The sequence below is a fragment of the Butyricimonas synergistica DSM 23225 genome, from assembly GCF_000379665.1.
GTDB lineage: Bacteria > Bacteroidota > Bacteroidia > Bacteroidales > Marinifilaceae > Butyricimonas > Butyricimonas synergistica.
Genome location: NZ_KB903359.1, coordinates 682,097 through 702,952 on the forward strand (window position 1 = coordinate 682,097; position 20,856 = coordinate 702,952).

General features: G+C 46.9%; 17 protein-coding genes, 3 tRNA genes and 1 pseudogene. 8 read left to right on the top strand and 13 right to left on the bottom strand.

Annotation, left to right across the window (positions count from 1 at the left end; all coding sequences use genetic code 11):
• Positions 1 to 24: 24 nt before the first annotated feature.
• The 8 genes from A3CY_RS0103000 to A3CY_RS0103035 form a co-directional block, all read right to left on the bottom strand.
• Entirely contained in the window at positions 25 to 1,047 is a 1,023-nt protein-coding gene (locus tag A3CY_RS0103000) for an NAD-dependent epimerase (protein ID WP_018336418.1), read from the bottom strand.
• Between the two features lie 15 nt (positions 1,048 to 1,062).
• Complete coding sequence (locus tag A3CY_RS0103005) at positions 1,063 to 2,295, bottom strand: nucleotide sugar dehydrogenase (RefSeq protein ID WP_018336419.1); 1,233 nt, start codon at positions 2,293 to 2,295, stop codon at positions 1,063 to 1,065.
• Positions 2,296 to 2,337: 42 nt separating this feature from the next.
• Positions 2,338 to 3,078, bottom strand: coding sequence for a hypothetical protein (locus A3CY_RS0103010; protein WP_018336420.1), 741 nt, complete (start codon positions 3,076 to 3,078; stop codon positions 2,338 to 2,340).
• A gap of 62 nt (positions 3,079 to 3,140) precedes the next feature.
• On the bottom strand, positions 3,141 to 3,662 hold the full coding sequence (locus tag A3CY_RS0103015) for a UpxY family transcription antiterminator (RefSeq protein WP_018336421.1): 522 nt from the start codon (positions 3,660 to 3,662) through the stop codon (positions 3,141 to 3,143).
• Between the two features lie 379 nt (positions 3,663 to 4,041).
• Positions 4,042 to 4,572, bottom strand: coding sequence for a hypothetical protein (locus tag A3CY_RS0103020; RefSeq protein WP_018336422.1), 531 nt, complete (start codon positions 4,570 to 4,572; stop codon positions 4,042 to 4,044).
• Positions 4,569 to 5,567, bottom strand: coding sequence for an AAA family ATPase (locus A3CY_RS22375; protein WP_018336423.1), 999 nt, complete (start codon positions 5,565 to 5,567; stop codon positions 4,569 to 4,571). The genes A3CY_RS0103020 and A3CY_RS22375 overlap by 4 nt, the downstream gene beginning before the upstream one ends.
• A 267-nt stretch (positions 5,568 to 5,834) precedes the next feature.
• Entirely contained in the window at positions 5,835 to 7,151 is a 1,317-nt protein-coding gene (locus A3CY_RS0103030) for an MATE family efflux transporter (protein WP_018336424.1), read from the bottom strand.
• Positions 7,148 to 10,597, bottom strand: a complete 3,450-nt coding sequence (locus A3CY_RS0103035) for an AAA family ATPase (protein WP_018336425.1) — start codon at positions 10,595 to 10,597, stop codon at positions 7,148 to 7,150. Before A3CY_RS0103035 ends, A3CY_RS0103030 begins: the two co-directional genes overlap by 4 nt.
• Positions 10,598 to 10,721: 124 nt before the next feature.
• Between A3CY_RS0103035 and A3CY_RS0103040 the strand changes: the two genes are divergently transcribed.
• Positions 10,722 to 11,024 (top strand): Dabb family protein, encoded by a 303-nt coding sequence (locus tag A3CY_RS0103040; RefSeq protein ID WP_018336426.1) that lies wholly within the window; start codon positions 10,722 to 10,724, stop codon positions 11,022 to 11,024.
• Positions 11,025 to 11,081: 57 nt separating this feature from the next.
• On the opposite strand, the gene A3CY_RS0103045 is transcribed toward A3CY_RS0103040, so the two are convergent.
• The 3 genes from A3CY_RS0103045 to A3CY_RS0103055 all read right to left on the bottom strand — a co-directional run bounded on the left by A3CY_RS0103045 (position 11,082) and on the right by A3CY_RS0103055 (position 11,802).
• Positions 11,082 to 11,154, bottom strand: a tRNA-Gly gene (locus A3CY_RS0103045).
• A gap of 12 nt (positions 11,155 to 11,166) precedes the next feature.
• A tRNA-Gly gene (locus tag A3CY_RS0103050) sits at positions 11,167 to 11,239 on the bottom strand.
• Positions 11,240 to 11,370: 131 nt separating this feature from the next.
• Positions 11,371 to 11,802 (bottom strand): Hsp20/alpha crystallin family protein, encoded by a 432-nt coding sequence (locus A3CY_RS0103055; protein WP_026207241.1) that lies wholly within the window; start codon positions 11,800 to 11,802, stop codon positions 11,371 to 11,373.
• Positions 11,803 to 12,012: 210 nt separating this feature from the next.
• On the opposite strand from A3CY_RS0103055, the gene A3CY_RS0103065 reads away from it, so the two are divergent.
• The 3 genes and pseudogenes from A3CY_RS0103065 to A3CY_RS20085 all read left to right on the top strand — a co-directional run.
• Complete coding sequence (locus A3CY_RS0103065) at positions 12,013 to 12,525, top strand: gamma carbonic anhydrase family protein (RefSeq protein ID WP_018336429.1); 513 nt, start codon at positions 12,013 to 12,015, stop codon at positions 12,523 to 12,525.
• Between the two features lie 41 nt (positions 12,526 to 12,566).
• Positions 12,567 to 13,217 (top strand): ribulose-phosphate 3-epimerase, encoded by a 651-nt coding sequence (gene rpe / locus A3CY_RS0103070; protein WP_026207242.1) that lies wholly within the window; start codon positions 12,567 to 12,569, stop codon positions 13,215 to 13,217.
• Between the two features lie 17 nt (positions 13,218 to 13,234).
• Positions 13,235 to 13,960: pseudogene (locus tag A3CY_RS20085) on the top strand (cell division ATP-binding protein FtsE); the annotation flags it as partial.
• Positions 13,961 to 14,229: 269 nt separating this feature from the next.
• On the opposite strand, the gene A3CY_RS21820 reads toward A3CY_RS20085, so the two are convergent.
• Positions 14,230 to 14,685 carry an SPOR domain-containing protein gene (locus A3CY_RS21820; RefSeq protein ID WP_018336432.1) on the bottom strand — a complete coding sequence of 152 codons (456 nt, stop codon included), beginning with the start codon at positions 14,683 to 14,685 and terminating at the stop codon, positions 14,230 to 14,232.
• Between the two features lie 191 nt (positions 14,686 to 14,876).
• Here A3CY_RS21820 and A3CY_RS0103085 point away from each other — a divergent pair, with 191 nt between their 5' ends.
• The 4 genes from A3CY_RS0103085 to A3CY_RS0103100 all read left to right on the top strand — a co-directional run bounded on the left by A3CY_RS0103085 (position 14,877) and on the right by A3CY_RS0103100 (position 20,275).
• Positions 14,877 to 17,426, top strand: coding sequence for a S9 family peptidase (locus tag A3CY_RS0103085; protein ID WP_026207243.1), 2,550 nt, complete (start codon positions 14,877 to 14,879; stop codon positions 17,424 to 17,426).
• Between the two features lies 1 nt (position 17,427).
• Positions 17,428 to 17,895 carry a CYTH domain-containing protein gene (locus A3CY_RS0103090; RefSeq protein ID WP_018336434.1) on the top strand — a complete coding sequence of 156 codons (468 nt, stop codon included), beginning with the start codon at positions 17,428 to 17,430 and terminating at the stop codon, positions 17,893 to 17,895.
• A 107-nt stretch (positions 17,896 to 18,002) separates the two neighbouring features.
• Positions 18,003 to 20,033: a transketolase family protein gene (locus tag A3CY_RS0103095; protein ID WP_018336435.1), complete on the top strand. Its 2,031-nt coding sequence runs from the start codon at positions 18,003 to 18,005 to the stop codon at positions 20,031 to 20,033.
• A gap of 169 nt (positions 20,034 to 20,202) precedes the next feature.
• Positions 20,203 to 20,275, top strand: a tRNA-Met gene (locus tag A3CY_RS0103100).
• A 36-nt stretch (positions 20,276 to 20,311) separates the two neighbouring features.
• Here A3CY_RS0103100 and A3CY_RS0103105 read toward each other — a convergent pair.
• Positions 20,312 to 20,842: a GNAT family N-acetyltransferase gene (locus A3CY_RS0103105; protein ID WP_026207244.1), complete on the bottom strand. Its 531-nt coding sequence runs from the start codon at positions 20,840 to 20,842 to the stop codon at positions 20,312 to 20,314.
• Positions 20,843 to 20,856: the final 14 nt, after the last annotated feature.

Below are 20,856 nucleotides of genomic sequence, written 5' to 3' on the forward strand. Positions count from 1 at the left end.
ATTTAACTAATTATATTACTTTTTCTAAGTTAATTCTATCGAGTAGTTTCTCCACCACCCCACGAACTCGCCCACTCCCTTTTCCAACGTCACGCTCGGCTTGTACCCCACTTCCCGTTCCAGTTTAGACGTGTCGGCGTAAGTCCGGTACACGTCACCCGGTTGCATAGGCAAGTAGATCTTCTCCGCTCTCTTGCCAAGGGCGTTTTCCAGGCACTCGATGAAATCCATCAATCTCACCGGCGAGGAACAACCGATGTTGTACACCTCGTGGCGACGATCCCCGTCGCCTCCCGGCACTTTGTCCAGTACCTGGAGCACTCCCTCCACGATATCGTCTATGTACGTGAAATCCCGGCTCAAGTCTCCCCGGTTGAACACCTTGATCGGTTCCCCGTTCACGATCGCTTTAGCGAAAAGCATCGGTGCCATGTCCGGGCGTCCCCACGGGCCGTAAACCGTGAAGAACCGCAATCCCGTGGCGGGTATACCGTAAAGTTTGGAATAACAACTCGCCATCAACTCGTTCGCCTTCTTCGTGGCGGCGTACAGGCTCACGGGATCGTCCACCCGATCCTCTTCCGAGAAAGGCACTTTGTCGTTCGACCCGTACACGCTGCTCGAGGAAGCGTAAACCAGGTGCTGTATGCCGTGATGACGGCAACACTCCAGCACGTTCACGAATCCCACCAGGTTACTGTCCACGTAAGCGAACGGGTTCTCGAGAGAGTAACGCACTCCCGCCTGCGCGGCAAGGTTGACCACCCGGTCGAACTTCTCCCGCGCGAACAGTTCCGGCAATCGCTCCCGGTCCTCTAGGTTCATCCGTGCGAAACGGTACAACGGGTACCTCCCGCCCCGCACCAGCTTCCCGGGTTCAATACCTTCCCACGTGATCCCCGTTTCCGCCAACCGGGCGTACTTCAGGTTCACGTCGTAATAATCGTTGATGTTATCCAACCCGACCACTTCATCGCCACGCTCCAGCAGGCGTTTCACCACGTGGAAACCGATAAAACCCGCCGCTCCCGTTACAAGTATCTTCATTTATCTATTTAATTATCAATCTCTCTTGAAAACATCCCTCGTGTACACCTTCCCCGCCACGTCATCCAGGCAGGCGTCATACCGGTTGGCGATGATCGCCTGGCTCTCCCGCTTGAAACGCTCCAGGTCGTTCACCACCTCGCTGCCGAAGAACGTCGTCCCGTCTTCCAGCGTCGGCTCGTGCACGATCACCCGTGCCCCCTTCGCTTTCACCCGCTTCATCACCCCCTGGATGCTCGATTGTCGAAAATTATCCGAGTTCGACTTCATGGTCAAGCGGTAAACACCGATCGTGCAAACATGCTCCCGGGAGGCGTCGTAAGCGCTGTTCGACTTGTAGTAACCCGCCATCTTCAACACCTGGTCGGCGATGAAATCCTTCCGGGTACGGTTGCTCTCCACGATGGCGCTCATCATGTCCTGCGGCACGTCGGCGTAGTTCGCCAGCAACTGTTTCGTGTCCTTCGGCAGGCAATACCCACCATAACCGAAACTCGGGTTGTTGTAATGGTCACCTATCCGGGGATCAAGGCATACACCCTCGATGATCTGCCGCGTGTCCAATCCCTTCAACTCGGCGTACGTGTCCAGCTCGTTGAAATAGCTTACCCGTAAAGCCAGGTATGTATTGGCAAACAACTTCACCGCCTCCGCCTCCGTGCTGCCCATGTACAGCACCGGCACGTTCTGCTCGATGGCACCACCCTTGATCAACCCGGCAAACAGCCGTGCCTTCGCCTCCAGTTCCTTGTCCGACTGGTCGTACCCCACGATGATCCGCGACGGGTAGAGGTTGTCGTGAAGCGCCTTGCTCTCCCGCAAGAATTCCGGGGCAAAAATGATATTACGCGTGCCGTATTTTTCCCGCGCGCTTCTCGTGTAACCCACGGGAATCGTGCTCTTGATCACCATCACGGCTCCAGGGTTCACTTGTAACACCTTCCCGATCACGTCTTCCACTGCCGACGTGTCAAAAAAATTCTTTTGGCAGTCATAATTCGTCGGGGCGGCGATCACCACGAACTCGGCATCCCGGTACCCCGCTTCCCAGTCCGTCGTGGCTCGAAGATGCAAGGGTTTCGTTGCCAGGTACTCCTCTATATAATCATCCTGAATGGGTGATTTCTTGTTGTTCACCAGTTCAACACGCCCGGGAACAATGTCCACGGCTGTCACCTCGTTATGCTGTGCCAACAAGGTAGCGATGCTTAAACCGACATAACCGGTTCCAGCAACTGATATTTTCATGGTATATTAATTTTATTGAATATCAAAAATGAAGAATCACGATCACTCGTTCATTCCCTTGAACTCCCGTTTCGCTAAGATATAAAAAACATCCGACACCAGACCGAAGTCTGCCTCCTGTCCCGTCTGCCGGAAAAGTGCAACCTTCTTCTCCTCCTCCCGCTCCACGCTCACCCGCAAACGAGCCCGTTCCTCCTCCAGCCGTTTATAATCTTCCCCGGGTAACATCATCGCTCCCACGGCGTCACCGTACAAGCAAATGGAATCCCACCACGCCAGCAACACGCCACGGTCTCCGCCACGAATATATCCCAACGCCTCCGTCACCAAACGACCGGCAAGTTCCCCGCACTCCCCGTCTCCGGCAAAATAGTAACAATTACACAACAAACGACAAATATTAGGCGTCCGGCAAGGCAACAAGATCTTGCCGTTCCCACGTGACGACAGGATCCGGTATGCCGCATCCAGTCCATTTTTCAGGTAATTCAAGTCCGAATACAACTGGTAGACATCCATCTTGTCCGCCGCGTAACCCGCCCGGGTATCCACGGAAATATCATCGCTTTGCAACTGCCCAGGATACAAGTGAACGATCGATTTCGCCCGCTCGTGAATATCACCAGGGGTACCAAAATCACGCTCCAGCCACGGGTACACCCGTACCATCGAGTACACCGTCAGGTATCCGTGCAGCAATCCCGACAAGCTCGCGGGGGAACACGACCGGAGATCAAGATTGTCCAGTTGCCTGTACAAATCGTGAAACAAACCTTTTTCCATCTGTAATTTTTGATTTACAACTTCAGATTTATAATTTCATAAATCTTGAATCTATCCATTCGCTATTCTATTTTTTCAAGGAATGAACCGGGGATGTAAGACGTGGCGATCGATGCCACTCCTTCCAGGCGGATCACCACCCGCTTGTGCCCTCGCAAACGGACCAACTCTCCTTCCAAGCCTTGTAACGGTCCTTTAATCACCCGAACCCGGTCTCCCCGCTTGAGGTCTTTATTCAATATCTCGATACCCTCGGGAGAGAAATCCAGCAGGAACATGAAATCTTCCATCTGCTTGTCGGGAACGATCAAGGAACCGCGTCCTTCTATATCTTTCAGGTAAACCATATTCAGGGAATACTCGTTAAGCAAGGAGAAACTCGTCACCTTGTCCGTGCGGATAAAAATCATACCGTGAATCAAAGGGACACGAATAGTCTTTCGACCAAACGGAGTATCCCGCAGTTGTTCATCTAGCGGAAGAAAATTCTCGATTCCCAGTTCGTCCAGTTTTTTCTTGACTAATAATTCTTGATTTACCCGCGTGTAAGCGACATACCAATGTACTTTCTTATCCTCGATCATGTAAATTTATTCTACCAACCGATCGGACGCGCTTCGCGCACTAACCCTGTTACCGGTCCTGATTTATTGCCATGTGTTCCGCACACCCCACTTAAACAGTGCTATGTATTATAGACGCACGAAAACTGTTGCGATAAACGTATTTTATATCGAAAAACGATCGTTTAATAACATGACAAAAAGGAACGCTCTTGAGTTATTGCCCCAAAAACTAAACATCTAGTTGCGAGAAATAAAAATTATTGTATCAAAGATTTGCGATAAGCAAAAATGATGTATATTTGCATCGCAATAAACGATGGTTTATTAATTCACGAACTAACCAACAATAGATCTGATTACAAAATACATGGGTAAAATTCTTTCCTCTCTGAATTCCTTAATTCAAAGTCATCCTCTTTAATATCTCTACATCACAACGGTATTGATTGCATTTTAAATATTCGAGCCATTTTTTCAAAATAACCATTTCAGAAGACTTCCGCAACACCTTGAACAATTTCTTAAAGTTAGGATCATCCTTGCTGGTTATCGATTTCGTGATTGAAGTAAAACTTTTTAAACAAGAAGAAAAACCGTATTCTTCCACATGAATTTCCAGTTCATCCGCACATTTTAAGATAAAACCATCCATTGCAGGAGAAATCATTATCAAATAATGAAAATTATCCTTATGTTTTTTCAATGATAAAGAATCCGTGTGTGCTATTTCTATGAATTCCGAAACATACCCGACCTGCCGTTTATCATGGTCAATAATTCCGACTGCAAACTTATCTCCGAATCTTCTCTTCATTGTATTGACCACGGTATTACACCCTTTCTGATGATTACACCCTTCTGTTGCAATCAACGTTTCAACTAGATTCGTGTCAATATAGCATTCCGGTATAATAAATAAATCTTTCATCGTTTCAGGTAAGTTTCTAAATTGAAGAACATATCAACACCGCTTTCATACATCTCCTGCAACTCTTCATCCGTGGCTCTTTGCACGAAAGTGTTTCCCATATGCATTCCTGTAAAATAAATCGCCAGTTCCCCATTTAACAACTCCAGTAAAGCATTCGTGATATAAGGGCTATGTGTAGTAATAAAATACTGGTTTTCTACATCATCTATAATACTTTGCACCACATTGGCAATATAAGGCGGATACGTGTGCGCTTCCGGTTCCTCGAATAACAACACGCATTGTTTATTACTTTGTATAGCAGCTTTATAAAATATTAATCGCTGTAATGTATCTGACAAAGAATGAAACGGAACAAGAAATATATTTTGATCGCTATTCTCTTTCATGATCTTTATTTCCTGGCTACCGGTATCAAAAACGTATTTCAACCCATATTCATGGAATATACCCGTAAGTTCGTTTTTCAATAATGGCAATTGAGCAACAACTCCCATCAGATTATCACCCGAAGGAGGCAATAAAAAATCCTGCGAACCAGACTCTTTATTAAAACAAGTCGGGAAAAAATAACCACGGAACATATTTCCCGCCACATCCGGCATATTTTTTTTTGTGTATGCCAATGAACTTGAGAAAGGTAAAACGATCTCTTCCCCAGAAACGGAATAACGCAATCTCACTTCGATTCCATTCTGTGGTACCCATTTAAGCAATACTTCCATTCCATCCGCCAAAACCTGAATATCATCCTCGATAGCACCATTATGAAACAATTCAGACAAATTCTCGACCCTTATAAATTGTTGTAGATCTTTCTTTTTAAGATATTTCAAAAAAGGTAAACAAAACAGCGACAATGCTTCCAATAAATTGCTTTTTCCCACGTTAGGTTTTCCTATTAGCAAATTTATTCGCTTGCAATCGTCCAAACGAACTTCCTTTATCGACTTGAAATTCTTTATATGAATATTTTGAATGAAATGTGACATATCTCCTGTTCTTAGTTATCTACCAAAGGCAAATATAAACTTTTTCAAGCGACTTTTTCATAAAAGCATTAACTTTTTCAAGCGACTTTTCCTCTCCGCCACCCCCAAGTGCCCCCTGCCCTACCTTTGCCCTACCCTAAAAACCATACATGAACCAATCATAAACGAATCATGAACGCAAATCTACACCTATGCTACGTTCATGATTCGTTCATAATTGGTTTATATGGTAGCGTATCGATAGCCTTGGAGCAACGAAAGGAGCAATTAAATATTCTTCATCTTCTGCAAATAATCCTCCGAAAGCACCCGGCGGCTCCATATCGTTTGCATGATTCCCCGTAAAGCCAGATAAACAAGAAACGAGAGCCATAACATATGATTATTCGTGGCACCGGAAAAAGCGTAATAAATAATAAAGAACGCCCCGGAGGCAACCAGCATAGCCCACAACATATATCGAGTAGCCGTGGCTCCGATCAAAATGCCATCCCAGAGGAAGGCGGCAAATCCAGCCAGTGGAATAGCCAGTACCCAATAAAAATAATGGCTCGCCGTCTGAATCACGTTCCCGTCATTCGTCAACAAACCTAAAAATCCCTCGCCACCTAAAACATATAATACAGTAAACACCAGCGATAACCCTACGCCCCAACCGAATAAAGCCCGTACAGCCTGACGCAGGCGACGAAGGTCGCAAGCCCCCACGTATCGTCCGGCAAGTGCTTCCCCGGCATAGGCAAAACCGTCCATGATATAAGAAAACAAGGTAAACAACTGCATCAACAAAGTATTTACCGCCAGAATCACGTCTCCTTGCCGTGCACCCGTGGAAGTAAAAAACGTGGTAACCCCGATCAGGCACAACGTGCGCAAAAATATATCCCTGTTCACGGCAAAAAAACGACGCATGGCAAGCAACTGGAGGCTTCCCCGGAACCTGATATGCGGTCGCAAATCTTTAAAATAAAACCACCACAACCCCATTGCCATAAATACCCCGCAATACTGGGCGATTACCGTTCCCCAGGCAACCCCTTCAACCTTCATGCCGAGCACAAATACAAAACACGAACTACACAATATATTAATCACGTTCATGACAATCGCGATATACATCGGGTAGCGGGAATTCTGCATCCCGATAAACCACCCCGTGAAACCGTACTGCGCCAACACGGCAGGCGCTCCCCAGATACATATCCGGAAATAAGTAACGGCATGCCGCTCCACCTCGGCACTCGTGTCCAGCAACCTGAAAGCCAAGCGCTCGATAGGGTATTGCAGGATCAACATCATCACAGCCGATATAAGCCCCACGCTGACGGCTTGCACGAGCACACGCATCTCGGCATCCCGGTCTTCCCGCCCGTACGCCTGTGAAGTCAACCCGCTGGTACCCATGCGCAGAAAACCGAAATTCCAGTACAAGATATTAAACAACAATCCCCCCACCGCGATAGCACCGATATAGGCGGTAGCCCCCAGGTGCCCCACGATCGTCACGTCCACCAATCCCAGCAAAGGGACGGTGATATTCGACACGATAGAAGGAATAGCAAGACGGAGTATTCTACGATTCATTGCTTGTACCCGATTGTCTGCCGTTCCGAGATCATACTATCCAACATTTGCGGGGTGAACATCTCCACGTCCTGCTTCGTGACGGAATAAGTATGTTCCTTATCGTTCATCTGCCCGTTTTTAGCCAAACGCTGCACCCGGTTGCGAATCATCATTTCCGCCACGAGCTTTATCAGACGTGCGCTGGCATGGCTCCTTTTCTTGTTTGTCACGATATAAGAAATAAATTGAGCCATATGCTGTTGCGCCGTCCGGGTCATGCGGGTATTGTCCGTTGCCAGGTCACGTTTCAGTATCTCCATCAATTCTTCTTCCGTGTAATCCTCGAACACAAGAATATTAATCATATCGGAAACCTTCTCTACCTCGTCGTTGATAATCTGGCGTGGCGGATCCTGTTTGGCGTATATCACGTTATAAGCACCCGGTTGCGTTGCCAGCTGGTTCACGAGTATAGCCCTTACCCGATCACGGAAACCGGAAATCTCGTTCAGGCTGCTGGAATCTTCATCAAAGAAGAACAACCCGCCCTTGGATTGCAACAAAGCCGTACCGATACTTTGCATGGCATCTTCTTCCGTCAACCCGATCAACCGTTCCACCTTGAAACTAACTACCTCACTCTTGTCTATGATACCCATAGCCTTGTAAATACGGGCGATAATACGTGCAACCGTCCCTTTTCCCATTCCCGAATTACCGGTAAAACACCATTGCAACGACAAACGGGTATTCAGCTTGATGCCCTGTTGGTTATAATGGCGAGCCAAGTCGATGAAATCGTGTATCTGCTTTTTGAGTTTTCCCTGCCCCACCATGCGGTCCAAGTCCTTCAAAGCCGAGGCTATCGCTTTCTCGTCAAAAGTATCTTTATAGGAATTCGGGAGTTCCGAAGTGGCAGTGGGAATATCAGCAGCCATCAATGTCGTGATCTCCTTGCGGGTAAGTTCCCGTTCTTTCCTGATCTTCATCGTGCGGGCAGACAGGTTGTGAATCGCTTTATCTACCATCTTCTCGACAAATAAAGCATTCCCGAAATATTTATCATGATCCTGGCATACTTGTGTCACCAAAGCCTTGAAAGCTTCTTTCGCCTTCGGGTGCAAAGTGTAATTCTTCTCGGTTATTTTCTGAACGGCTATTTCCAGCAATTCCTCCGGCGTGTAGTCGGCAAAATGGAAATGATACGGGAAAAGCGACTTCACCCTCGGGTTCCCCGCGAGAGCCTTATCCATTTCTTCCGTATCGCCGCTCATGATTACAATCGTATCCCCGTTATCCGTGGGTGACAATTGCCCGAAAATAACACTCAACGCCGCGGCACCCACGCTATCCTGAAACAACGTGTGGGCATCTTCCAAAAAGAGAATCCCACCCCTCGCCTGTTCAAAAACGTACATCGCGATCTGCTGCGGGGGAATCGAACCGTCACCGATAAGTTCACCCTTGCTCCTAACCGTCACCATGGAAGTTTCCAGCACTCCCGCCGACTCGAATATCTCCCCGAGCATCCGTGCCACCGTCGTTTTTCCGGTTCCCCGGTTTCCGGTAAACAGCATATGCAAAGGCGGAATCGCGTCCGCGTAACCGTGCTTCTGTCTTTCCCGAATAAAATAAATATAATTGATATAGCTAATCAAGCTGTTTTTCAACTCTTTCGACCCGATCATCTCGTTTAATGCATCCACAGATTTAGTCGGGTCCGGTTGCTCCAAAGTTTCAATATCTTCCACTTGAATCAACATCATATCTTCTTTCGAGTGAGTCCCTTTTCGATCCGCCATCAACCGTTTTGCCAACTGTGCGGCAGCATTATCCAAGCGTTCTTCTATAAACTTACCGTTATCGAATCCCGATTCCTTCACGGAACAACAATCCTTCAGCATATCGGAAAATTTATTTTCCGCTTCCGGGGTAAACTTGAATTGCCGTCTTTCCAACATCTGGCGGGTAATCTCCATTAATTCATCCGCCGAATAATCGTCAAAAATAAACTGGTACGGGAAACATTTTTTCATTCCCGGTATACCATCCGCGATCGCTTGTAACGCCACGCCATCTCCCGCCATGACCACAACCAACTCCGGTTGTTCCTGCTCCAAAATTCCCAACAATATCGTGAAAATACGCATAGCCGGGTCATTCGGGTCATTTGTAGGGTACAACTCATCGGCATCCTCGATCAAAAGGATTCCCCCCGTACTCTTCGTGATCGCTTCCCGGATCAACTGCTCTTCAACCGTGTACCCGGGACGTGTGAAATCTTCCCTCTTGTATGGATGTACTTTCCCGTTCGCCAATACTCCCAAATGGTATAGAATCTCTCCCACGATCCCCGCAACCGTGTGTTTTCCGGTTCCCAGGTTCCCCATGAGAATCATATTCAACACGGGAAGTTTATCATTAAAACCGTTTTCCTGGCGCATTTTCACGAATTCCGCCAACTCGTACATCCGGGTGATTTCCTCCTTCACTTTGCGCAACCCCACCAATTGGTACAAACGGGACAAAGCTTCTTCTTTATCCCGCGGCATCGACGGAGCCCCTGCCTCCTCGTGTACCAGCCCGTTGACAGCGGCAATTTCATCCGTGAAATTATAAGGCAAATCTTGATCTCCTATCACGAATTCCAGTTGAATGACCGGTTGGTCAAAACAAATCACTTCCACCCGATACTCCCCTTTTTCCCAGAAATTATCCAGCCCGGCACCCAAGTCCAAGGCAAAACAAAGCAGGCGCTTCCCTTCCCGGTTCGGGATATAATAATTGCCTTTAGCCACCCGGTTCGCCTTTAGCATTCCGCTCCCGTCAAACACGTTTACCATGAATTCATACGTCCACTCGCTCGACAGAAAGTTCTCTGCTACAAGGTAAAAACGTACATCAGCCAAGCCTTCACTCGAAAATGCTTGATACGAATGGGGACGTTGCACGTCGGGAGCCTCGTCCACGCATTTATCAAATCCTATATCCAACAGCTGGAAATAATCCCGGAACAAATCGTGCGGTTCCAGCAGATGAATTTCATCCGACAAACCAGCCTGCCCGTTTATAGCCACTTGCACCCGGTAAACACCCTCCTGAAGTTTAAAATTAGAAAAATCTTCGGCAGAAAAGCCGGTCGAGAATTGAAAAACCGCTTCAGTTTCGGGAATCGTAACCTTCCCCTCTTTTTGTGCCACCAGCACGGGTTGCTCCCCGTTCATGTACACGAGAGCCGCGATGATTTCCGCTTCCCAAGGTTGTTCATCGAATTGCTTATTGATGACTTCCGTGTCCACGTACAGCGTGTCGACCTCATTCAACCGGAAAACCGTACGATAACGTTTATTTCCCGTGAAATCGATCACGTCGCTACAACTCGTGCGAATACTCTTGAATTTGAAATTTATATCGGTAGCAGCCTGTTTTTTCGATGCCTTCGAGCTTCTTGCTTTTTCTGCCATAACTTATTTATTTATATTACTTTTACTTGTACCTTCCCCTACATATTCCTTCCTTCGCTTTCAAAATTAGCTTTATTTTTGATAAAAGACTATTTTTGCATCGTTTTATTTAAAATCAAAAAGTATGCTAAAACATATCGTCATGTGGAAACTCAAAGAGTTTGCCGAAGGAAAAACCAAAGCAGAAAACGCCCGGATCATGAAAGAAAGCCTGGAAAAGTTAGTCGGCATCGTTCCGGAAATCAAATCGCTACAAGTCGGGATTAACGAGAAGGACTCCGAAATGGCATACGACGCCGTTCTCATCTCCACCTTTGAGGATACCGACGCTCTCGCCCGCTACAAAGTACACCCGGAACACGTGAAAGTAAGCAGTTATTGCAAAAAGATACGTGAAAGCCGGGTTTTCGTTGATTTCAACGAGTAACACTTTCCTGAAAAGGAAAAAGGCTGTCAAACATTTTTGACAGCCTTTTTCAAGATGAGCGAAAAACGGGGCTCGAACCCGCGACCCCGACCTTGGGAAGGTCGTGCTCTACCAACTGAGCTACTTTCGCGTTTAAAAAGTGAGCGAAAAACGGGACTCGAACCCGCGACCCTAACCTTGGCAAGGTTATGCTCTACCAACTGAGCTATTTTCGCATTCAAATGATCTAAGAACTCCTGAGGTTGTTCCCTCAATTGCGATGCAAAAGTAACACCTTTTTTCTAAATGCAAAAAAAATGACCGATTTTTTTTTGAGAAATCGGTCAAAACTCCGCGTACTAATTATCTACTTAATCTGAATTGTTTTGCTTATTTTAGCCTTCTCCTCGTTCTTCGGCATTGTAATTTCCAGAATACCATCTTTATACGAAGCTTCGGCTTTGCTCACGTCGTACTTGTCTTCAGGCAACTCTACCGTACGGAGGAAAGAAACGGAAGAAAATTCTTTTCGCAAGAATTTCTGATCTTTGTCTTTTTCTTCTTTTTCCTCTTTCTTCTCGCATGAGATGGTCAAGTAGCCGTCCTTGTAGTCCAGCTTGATGTCGTCTTTGCTCATCCCCGGCACTTGCAGATCCAAGGTCAATGTCTTGTCGTTCTCCTTCACGTTAAGAGCCGGTAATCTCCTCTGTTCCATCGTTTCCCCGTAAGACGAGAAAAAATCATCCAATAAAGACGAGTAAAATGGTCTTAAATCGTTGTTTCTTTTCACAATACTCATAACTATTCCTCCTGTAATTTAGTTTAGAAATTATACCTCATTATACGTTCTTCTCGAAAATCTTGTTCCAAAAAAGAATACTTAATATCCGTTTATCGGCTTGTTTTCTGCCGTATATTTCGTAATTTCGACTCGTCAAAAAAAACATGAACCGCAAAATTGAATATTGATATCATTTTCAATCTTCAGTTTTCAATTTTCAAATAAATTATGGCTATAATCAGAGAATTAAATGGACACACGCCGAAATTCGGTAAAAATTGTTTCTTGGCTGAGAATGCCGCTATCATCGGAGAGGTTGAGATGGGCAACGATTGTAGTATATGGTATGGTGCCGTACTAAGAGGCGACGTACACTATATAAAATTAGGTAATAAAGTAAACGTTCAAGATAACGCGACAATACACGCCACGTACCAGAAATCCCCGACCAATATCGGGAATAACGTATCTATCGCGCACAATGCAGTTGTACACGGGTGTACGATTCACGACAACGTGCTGATTGGCATGGGAGCCATCGTGTTGGACAACGCCGTGATCGAGAGCAACTCCATCGTTGCCGCCGGAAGCGTGGTTACCAAAGGAACCGTGGTAGAATCCGGATGGGTTTATGCCGGTGCTCCCGCTAAAAAACTCAAACAAATGGGACCGGAATTGTTGCGCGGAGAAGTTGAACGTATCGTCAACTCCTACTCCATGTATGCCAGCTGGTACAAGTAATAATTGATTTACTCTAAACTTTAAATTTTAAACTCCGACATATGAGTGTTATAGTTTCTCCCTCACTATTATCTGCAGATTTCTTGCATCTTTCCAAAGATATTGAGATGGTTAATCGAAGTGAAGCAGATTGGTTCCATCTGGATGTTATGGACGGTGTTTTCGTTCCCAATATATCGTACGGACTTCCGGTTGTATCACAAATAAAAAAGGCGGCACAAAAGCCCTTGGACGTACATTTGATGATCGTGCAACCCGAAAGGTATGTCGAGGCATTCCACAAGGCGGGTGCTGATATCCTGACCGTGCATTACGAGGCTTGCACCCATCTTCACCGGACAATCCAACAGATCAAGGCACAAGGCATGAAAGCCGGGGTTTCCCTTAATCCGCATACTCCTGTTATGCTTTTGGAGGATGTTATCCGGGATATTGATGTCGTGCTGTTAATGAGCGTGAACCCGGGATTCGGCGGACAAAGTTTTATCGAGGAAACCATCCATAAGGTCATTAAATTGAAACAATTAATCCGGGAAACGAATGCAAATACCTTGATCGAGATCGATGGCGGGGTGAATTTTGAAACAGGCAAACGTCTGGTTGACGCGGGTGCGGATGCATTGGTTGCCGGCAGTTTCGTGTTCAACTCGCCCGACCCGGAAGCAAACATCAAAGGACTGAAAGAATTGTAAATCATAAATTACTACGCGTGGAAGCAATTATAAAACTGGAAAATGCGGTTATTCGCCAACAACAAAATACCATATTGAAAGAGGTATCGCTAGAGATCGCCGAGGGTGAATTTGTCTACCTGATTGGTAAAGTCGGTAGCGGGAAAACATCCTTGCTGAAAACTCTATACGCAGAACTTCCCTTGAAATATGGCACCGGAGAAGTGGCTGGCTACAAGTTGAACAAGATTAAAAAATCACAAATAGCCTACTTGCGCCGCAAATGCGGTATCGTGTTCCAGGATTTTAAATTACTAACCGACAGAAACGTGTACGCCAATCTGGAATTCGTTTTAAAAGCAACGGGCTGGAAGGACAAGAAAGCTATTCGTGAAAGAATTAACGAGGTGCTGGAAAAAGTCGGATTACCGGAAAAGCGGGATAAATTCCCACACCAGCTATCCGGCGGGGAACAACAACGCATCGTGCTGGCACGGGCTTTATTGAACGCCCCTCCTATCATCCTGGCAGACGAACCGACGGGAAATATCGACCCGGAAACCGCTTATCAACTCGTGGAACTCCTGAAAGATATTTGCGATAGCGGCAAAACCGTCGTCATCGCCACGCATCAATACGAATTAATCAACCGTTTCCCAGGACGTGTATTCCGTTGCGAGAACGGTGCCTTGCAGGAAGACTTCTCCTTCGCGGAAAAACAAGCCGTCAAAAACAAGGCAATCGAAACCGTCGAGCACATCGACCTCACGGAAGAAACGGAAGAGATCGAAGAGTCGATCTCTATTCCTGAAGAAACAACGGAATCCACATTTGAAACTGAAGTGCCGGAAGAAACGATTGTCATTCAGGAAGAAATAACGATCAATGATCCGATTGTTGAAACACAAGTCGAGGAAAACGAGCAGAAAGAAAAGAAGAAAGACGACAATGATCCCGATGTTGTCGGGTTTGAACTAATCTAATAAAAAAAGTCGCTGGGATTCCAGCGACTTTTTTTATATCTGATAATTGCTTATTTCTTGGAAATCAACAACCATGCATCCGAGTATTCCGGATACTTCTCCCGAACCCGCAGCAACTCGGCACGAGCAGGAGCCTCTTCATCAAATCCGGCAATGCTTACCCGGTTCATCCCATTTTCATTGCGCATGATGATGCTGGTATATCCCATCCCGTTCAATTTATTCCGCAAATTGATAGCATTGGTTTCGTTAGAAAAACTCCCCACGATCACGTTATAACGTTTCAAAACATCCCCGTGCGTCATTGTCACCTTCTCTTCTCTTGAAACAACCGGTTTCGTGTTTTCCATTTTTTGTGTTGTTTGGGTCGTGGCTTGCGCGTTCTCCTTTACAACAACCGCTTCAGTTTCTTCTCCTTCCTCAAAAGGCGGTGCGTACACCTTTTTGTTCGTACCGCAACTGATAGCTATAAATGCCAGTAATATTACAGATACAATAATTTTCATTTTTCCCAATTTTAAATGTTATCAATCTTCTATTTCTTGAAGGAACAAAATTAGCGAATATAATAACACCTCCACACGTTTTTAGAATATTTTTTATATCCCGTTTATCTCTCTGAAAAATCTTGTTATGGTTATTAAAATATATTCCATACTTTTGCACGTGTGAGATTAAAATAACCAAATACAATAAAATGAGAAAGCTAATCTTTTTATTCATGATCGTCTGTTCGATCCAGTTGCAGGCACAGACGATCGGGAAATGGATGGGGCTCCCGCCCGTTCCTGTCGAGATGCCTGCATTCGGGAACATGAAGAACGTGGAAGGCAAAACATTCACGTCCGCCCAACTATTGACTTCATCCGTGTTTAATATTGAGAACTTTAACCCGAAAGTAGACACCCGGGAATTGCAATTCCATTCGCTGACATGGCAAAATGCGACCGTGAGCGACGGCATCGTCACCACCGATCACGCGGGAAACACCCCGGCTATCGTCATCAGTGCTGTCTATGCTGCCAATCCCCAGTGGATGAGTGGAAAATTGGAATTCAATTTCTACGGCGATGCCGAAGTGTATGTCGACGGGGAGAAAAAAATCACCTACACGGGACACAACGGTGCGGAAGCCGTTAAACGGGATTGTCCGCTGGAATGGGTACCGGGCAAACACGTGATTATCGTGAAAAGCCTCGCCAACGGGGACAATAACAAACTTTTCTCTGCCAGCTACACTGCCAATGCAGACTTCACCGAAGCTCCCGTCACGTTCACCCTTTCCCCCGAAAGAGGAAAAAATATCCTAGACGTGCTGAACGGCAAACGGGTGGAAAGAATACAAATATCTCCCAGCGGGAACTTCCTGCTTATGGCAGAAGCCGAAATCATCAAGGGAAAAAGCAGCCGCATGACCAACGTGTACCGCCTTGCTGACAAGGAGATCGTCTACACGTTCTACGGGAACGACGCTTCCAACCTGAGTTGGATTCCCGGGCAAGACAAACTTTCCTTTTTGCTGAAAGAAGGAAACGGAAATTCCCTCTATACATACGATATCGAAAATCAAAAACAGGAACGCCTGTTCAAAGCCGACCAGAACATCAGTTCTTACAGCTGGTCGCCAGACCGCACCTATCTGGTGTATTATAAAACAGAAAATTATAGTGACAAGGATTGGGAACTCCGCAAACTGGACGGCATAGAAGACCGCCAGGCGTATTACCGCAACCGCTATTTCCTGTGCAAATACGACCTCGCCACGGGCATACATACCCGTATGACTTGGGGCAACCTGACGACCTCGATGATGGACATCAGCCACAATGGGGACTATATCCTGGTCAGCACGGGAAAACCAGATTATAACGAGTACCCGTATCGCAAACAATCCGTTTACCTGCTGAATGCCCGTACTCTCGAGGTGGATACTCTTTGGGAAAACCGCCTGCAAGGTATACAATGCTCGTTCTCCCCGGATGACAGCAAATTATTGATTAGCGGTTCTGCCGATGCTTTCGGCAAGACCGGGATAAATATCGCCAAAGGACAAATCGTCAATGGGTATGATACCCAACTGTTTATTTACGATCTGAAGACCAAAGAAGTAACCCCTATCACGAGAGATTTCAACCCGAACGTGACCAATTACGTTTGGCACAAAGACGGGAATATCTACATCGTGGCAGAAGACACGGACTACGTCCATCTGTTCCGTTACGGGCAAGACGGCAAGATCACGAGAATAAACTGCCCGGGTGACCTGGTGCAACGGTTGAGCCTTGCCCAAAACGGGAACACGGGCGTGTACACGGCTTCCGACGCCAGCTACCCGACACGGGTTTACACGCTCGACCTGACCGACCTTAAAGCACAAGAATGGGCGAACCCGCAAGGCGAACAATACCAAAACATCGTGTTCGGACAAGTCAAAGACTGGGATTACGTTTACAAGAAAGGCACCACGATCGACGGACGCTATTATCTGCCCGCCGATTTTGACCCGAACAAGAAATACCCGATGATCGTGTATTATTACGGCGGGACTTCCCCCGTGGAAAGAACCTTCGGCGGAAGATGGCCTTTCAACCTGTACGCGGCGAACGGGTATGTCGTGTACGTGATGCAACCCTCTGGTAGCACCGGGTTCGGGCAAGAATTCTCTGCCCGCCACCAAAACAACTGGTGCAAAACAACCGCGGACGAAATCATCGCTTGCACGAAAGCTTTCTTGAAAGCCCATCCTTTTGTCGACCCGAAACGAGTGGGTTGCATGGGTGCTTCCTACGGGGGATTCACCACCATGTACCTGCAAACACGCACGGACATTTTTGCCTGCGCTATCTCGCATGCCGGCATCTCCTCCATCTCCAGTTACTGGGGCGAAGGTTACTGGGGATACAGTTACAGCACGAATGCCTCGGGACATTCCTTCCCGTGGAACCGCAAGGACATTTACGTGGATCAGAGTCCCCTGTTCAATGCCGACAAAGTAAATACCCCTATCCTATTGTTGCACGGTACTGCCGACGTGAACGTACCCACGGGCGAAAGCATCCAGTTCTACACTGCCTTGAAACTCTTGGGCAAAGACGCCGAACTGGTACTTATCAAGAACGCCGACCATGCCGTGGTTGACTACAACCAACGCGTCATCTGGGGCAATACCATCATGGCTTACTTCGCCAAATACCTGAAAGGTGAACCCGCCTGGTGGGAAAATATGTACAAGGATAAAAATTTATAGGATGGCATTGGAAATAGAACGCAAATTCCTGGTGAAAGGCAATTTCAAGACGGAATCACACGTGTCTACCCGTGTCACGCAAGGTTATCTCTCTTCCTCGCCCGAACGCACGGTTCGGGTGAGGATCAAGGGAGAAAAAGGATTTATCACGATCAAGGGGAAAGGAAATGCTTCCGGAACCAGCCGTTACGAGTGGGAAAAGGAGATCCCGGTAGAAGAAGCGCGAGAATTGTTGCAACTCTGCGAACCGGGCATCATCGACAAGACCCGCTATTTGATCCGGCACGAGGGGCATCTGTTCGAGGTGGACGAATTTCACGGGGAAAACGACGGGCTCGTGATTGCTGAAATTGAACTGAAAAATGAAAACGAAAACTTCTCCCGTCCGGCATGGCTAGGCGAGGAAGTGACCGGCGACCGGAAGTACTACAACGCGATGCTTTCCCGAAATCCTTACGTTAACTGGTAAATACCCTCCTAACCAAGAGAAGGTTTTTCAGTTTTTGTCGCTTTGAATTCCCAACGGAAAAACATACCTTTGCCGAAAATTAAAAATTATCATCAAAAAATATAGGCATGGAGAAAATCCTTAATCGAGCAGCGGATAATATCCGTATTCTTTCAGCTTCTATGGTTGAAAAAGCTAAATCTGGTCACCCGGGTGGTGCCATGGGTGGTGCTGATTACATCAACGTGTTGTATTCTCAATTCTTGAACTTCGATCCGGACGATATGACTTGGGCGAACCGTGATAGGTTCTTCCTTGACCCGGGGCATATGTCACCGATGTTGTATTCCATGTTGAGCCTGATCGGCACGTATAGCATGGAAGATCTGAAAAACTTCCGTCAATGGGGAAGCGTTACTCCCGGTCACCCGGAAGTCGATCCCAAAAGAGGCGTGGAGAATACTTCCGGTCCTCTCGGTCAAGGTCATGCCATGGCTGTCGGAGCCGCTATCGCAGAGCGTTTCCTGGTTGCCCGTTTCGGGGAATGGATGGCTCACAAGACTTACGCATTTATCTCTGACGGGGGTATCCAGGAAGAAATATCCCAAGGTGCCGGACGTATTGCCGGAACGCTAGGATTATCCAATCTCATTATGTTTTACGATGCCAACGAAGTGCAATTGTCTACCCGTGTAAACGAAGTAACTCACGAGGATACTGCCGCCAAATACAAGGCTTGGGGATGGAACGTGCTCACGATCAACGGTAACAACGCCGAAGAGATTATCGGTGCCTTGAAAGCCGCAAACGAGGAGAAAGAACGTCCCACGCTGATTATCGGTAAGACCTTGATGGGTAAAGGTGCCATGGGACCGAACGGGGAAGATTTCTCCGATAAAGTGTCTACCCACGGACAACCTTTGACGGGTGCGGGTGCTTCTATCGAGAAGACAATCGAGAACTTGGGTGGCGATCCCCAGAATCCTTTCACGATCTTCCCGGAAGTAGCCGAATTCTACGCCAAGGTACTCGACCAGAAACGGGCTTACGCCAAAGCGAAAAAAGCAGAGCAAGCCGCTTGGGAAAAAGCAAACCCGGAACTGGCAGCCAAATTGCACAAGTTCTTATCCGGGAAAGCTCCCGAGATTGATTATAAAGCAATCCAACACAAGCCGAACATCGCCACACGTGCAGCTTCTGCCGACGTGTTGATGGCTTTGGCTAAGCAAGTAGAAAACATGATCGTTTCTTCTGCCGACTTGAGTAACTCGGACAAGACGGACGGGTTCATCAAAGGTGGTGCCCGTGACCTCGTGAAAGGTGATTTCAGCGGGGCATTCTTCCAAGCCGGTGTTGCCGAATTGACGATGGCTGTTATCTGCAACGGTATCGCCCTTCACGGTGGAATATTCGTGGCGTGCGGAACGTTCTTCGTGTTCTCGGATTACATGAAACCGGCAGTACGTCTGGCGGCATTGATGGAATTACCAGTAAAATACGTTTGGTCACACGACGCTTTCCGTGTTGGTGAAGACGGTCCTACCCACCAACCGATAGAGCACGAGGCTCAATTGCGCTTGATGGAAAAAATGGATAATCATTCCGGCAAGATGAGTTTGTTGGCATTGCGTCCGGCTGACGCTGCCGAAACTTCAGTAGCATGGAAGATGGCTATGGAGAACACCTCCACTCCTACCGCGTTGATCCTTTCCCGCCAGAACATCACCGATCTTCCGGGTACTGACCGTTACGCCGAGGCATTACAAGCCGAGAGAGGCGCTTATGTGGTATGCGCAACTGCCGAGAATCCCGACGTGGTATTGATCGCTTCCGGTTCGGAAGTTGCCACTCTGGTGGAAGGAGCTAAATTACTGCACGAACGCAAAGGCATTACTTCACGTGTCGTTTCCGTGATCTCGGAAGGTTTATTCCGTCACCAAGACAAGGCTTACCAGGAACAAGTGATCCCGGCAAACAAACCGAAATTCGGTCTGACAGCTGGATTGTCCACAACCTTGGAAGGTTTGGTGGGTTGCAACGGTCGCATCCACGGCGTAAACCACTTCGGATACTCAGCCCCGGCTAAAGTACTCGACGAGAAATTCGGGTTTACCGGAGAACACGTGTTCAACGAGATATGTGAAATGTTAGGCAAATAACGCCTAACTCTCTCGATATTAAAAAGGAATAGTCGAAACTATTCCTTTTTTCATGTCTACCCTACCCGCATTAATTTTATTTATTCTAAAAAAAGATGGAAATACTTGCATCTATAAGAAAAACATACTATCTTTGCACACGCAAAACAGAGATAGTTTTGACTAACATTGCGGGATGGAGCAGTTGGTAGCTCGTTGGGCTCATAACCCAAAGGTCGTCTGTTCGAGTCAGGCTCCCGCTACAAAAGAAAGGATCGATAAAATCGATCCTTTTTCTTTTACCTGTAATGATCCCTGTAAATCATATTCTTGATCCGCTCAATATATTCCTGTAAACGATCGGTGGAATGGTTTCCCATGATCCATAAATTACCCGCCTCACTTTCATCCCGGTAGGAAGGTTGTATATAGGTTTTATCGAGGACCTCGTAACCATTCCGGCGATAGTAATTCACCCGACGGATAGTCATCTCGTCATTCGTCGGCTCCACTTCAAGCAAACGCAGACCGCCTAAATGTTCGGCAATGTAGTCCAGCACTTGTTGCCCCACTTTCAAATTGCGCATCTGGGAAAACACGGCAAGATGTTCCAGGTAATAGAAATCACGTAAATCCCAATAGATAAAAAGTCCAGCCAACACACCGTCACATTCGATCGCGTTGAAATACATTTCGGGTTTCTCGAGCATCAACCGTTTCAATTGCCGAATATCTCTTCTTTCACATTCCGGAAAGGCTTCCTCGTAAAGGGGAATCAGTCTTTCCAACCGGGGATCACCGGGTTCTGTTATTCTTATCAAGTTCATCATCATTCTATTCTTAG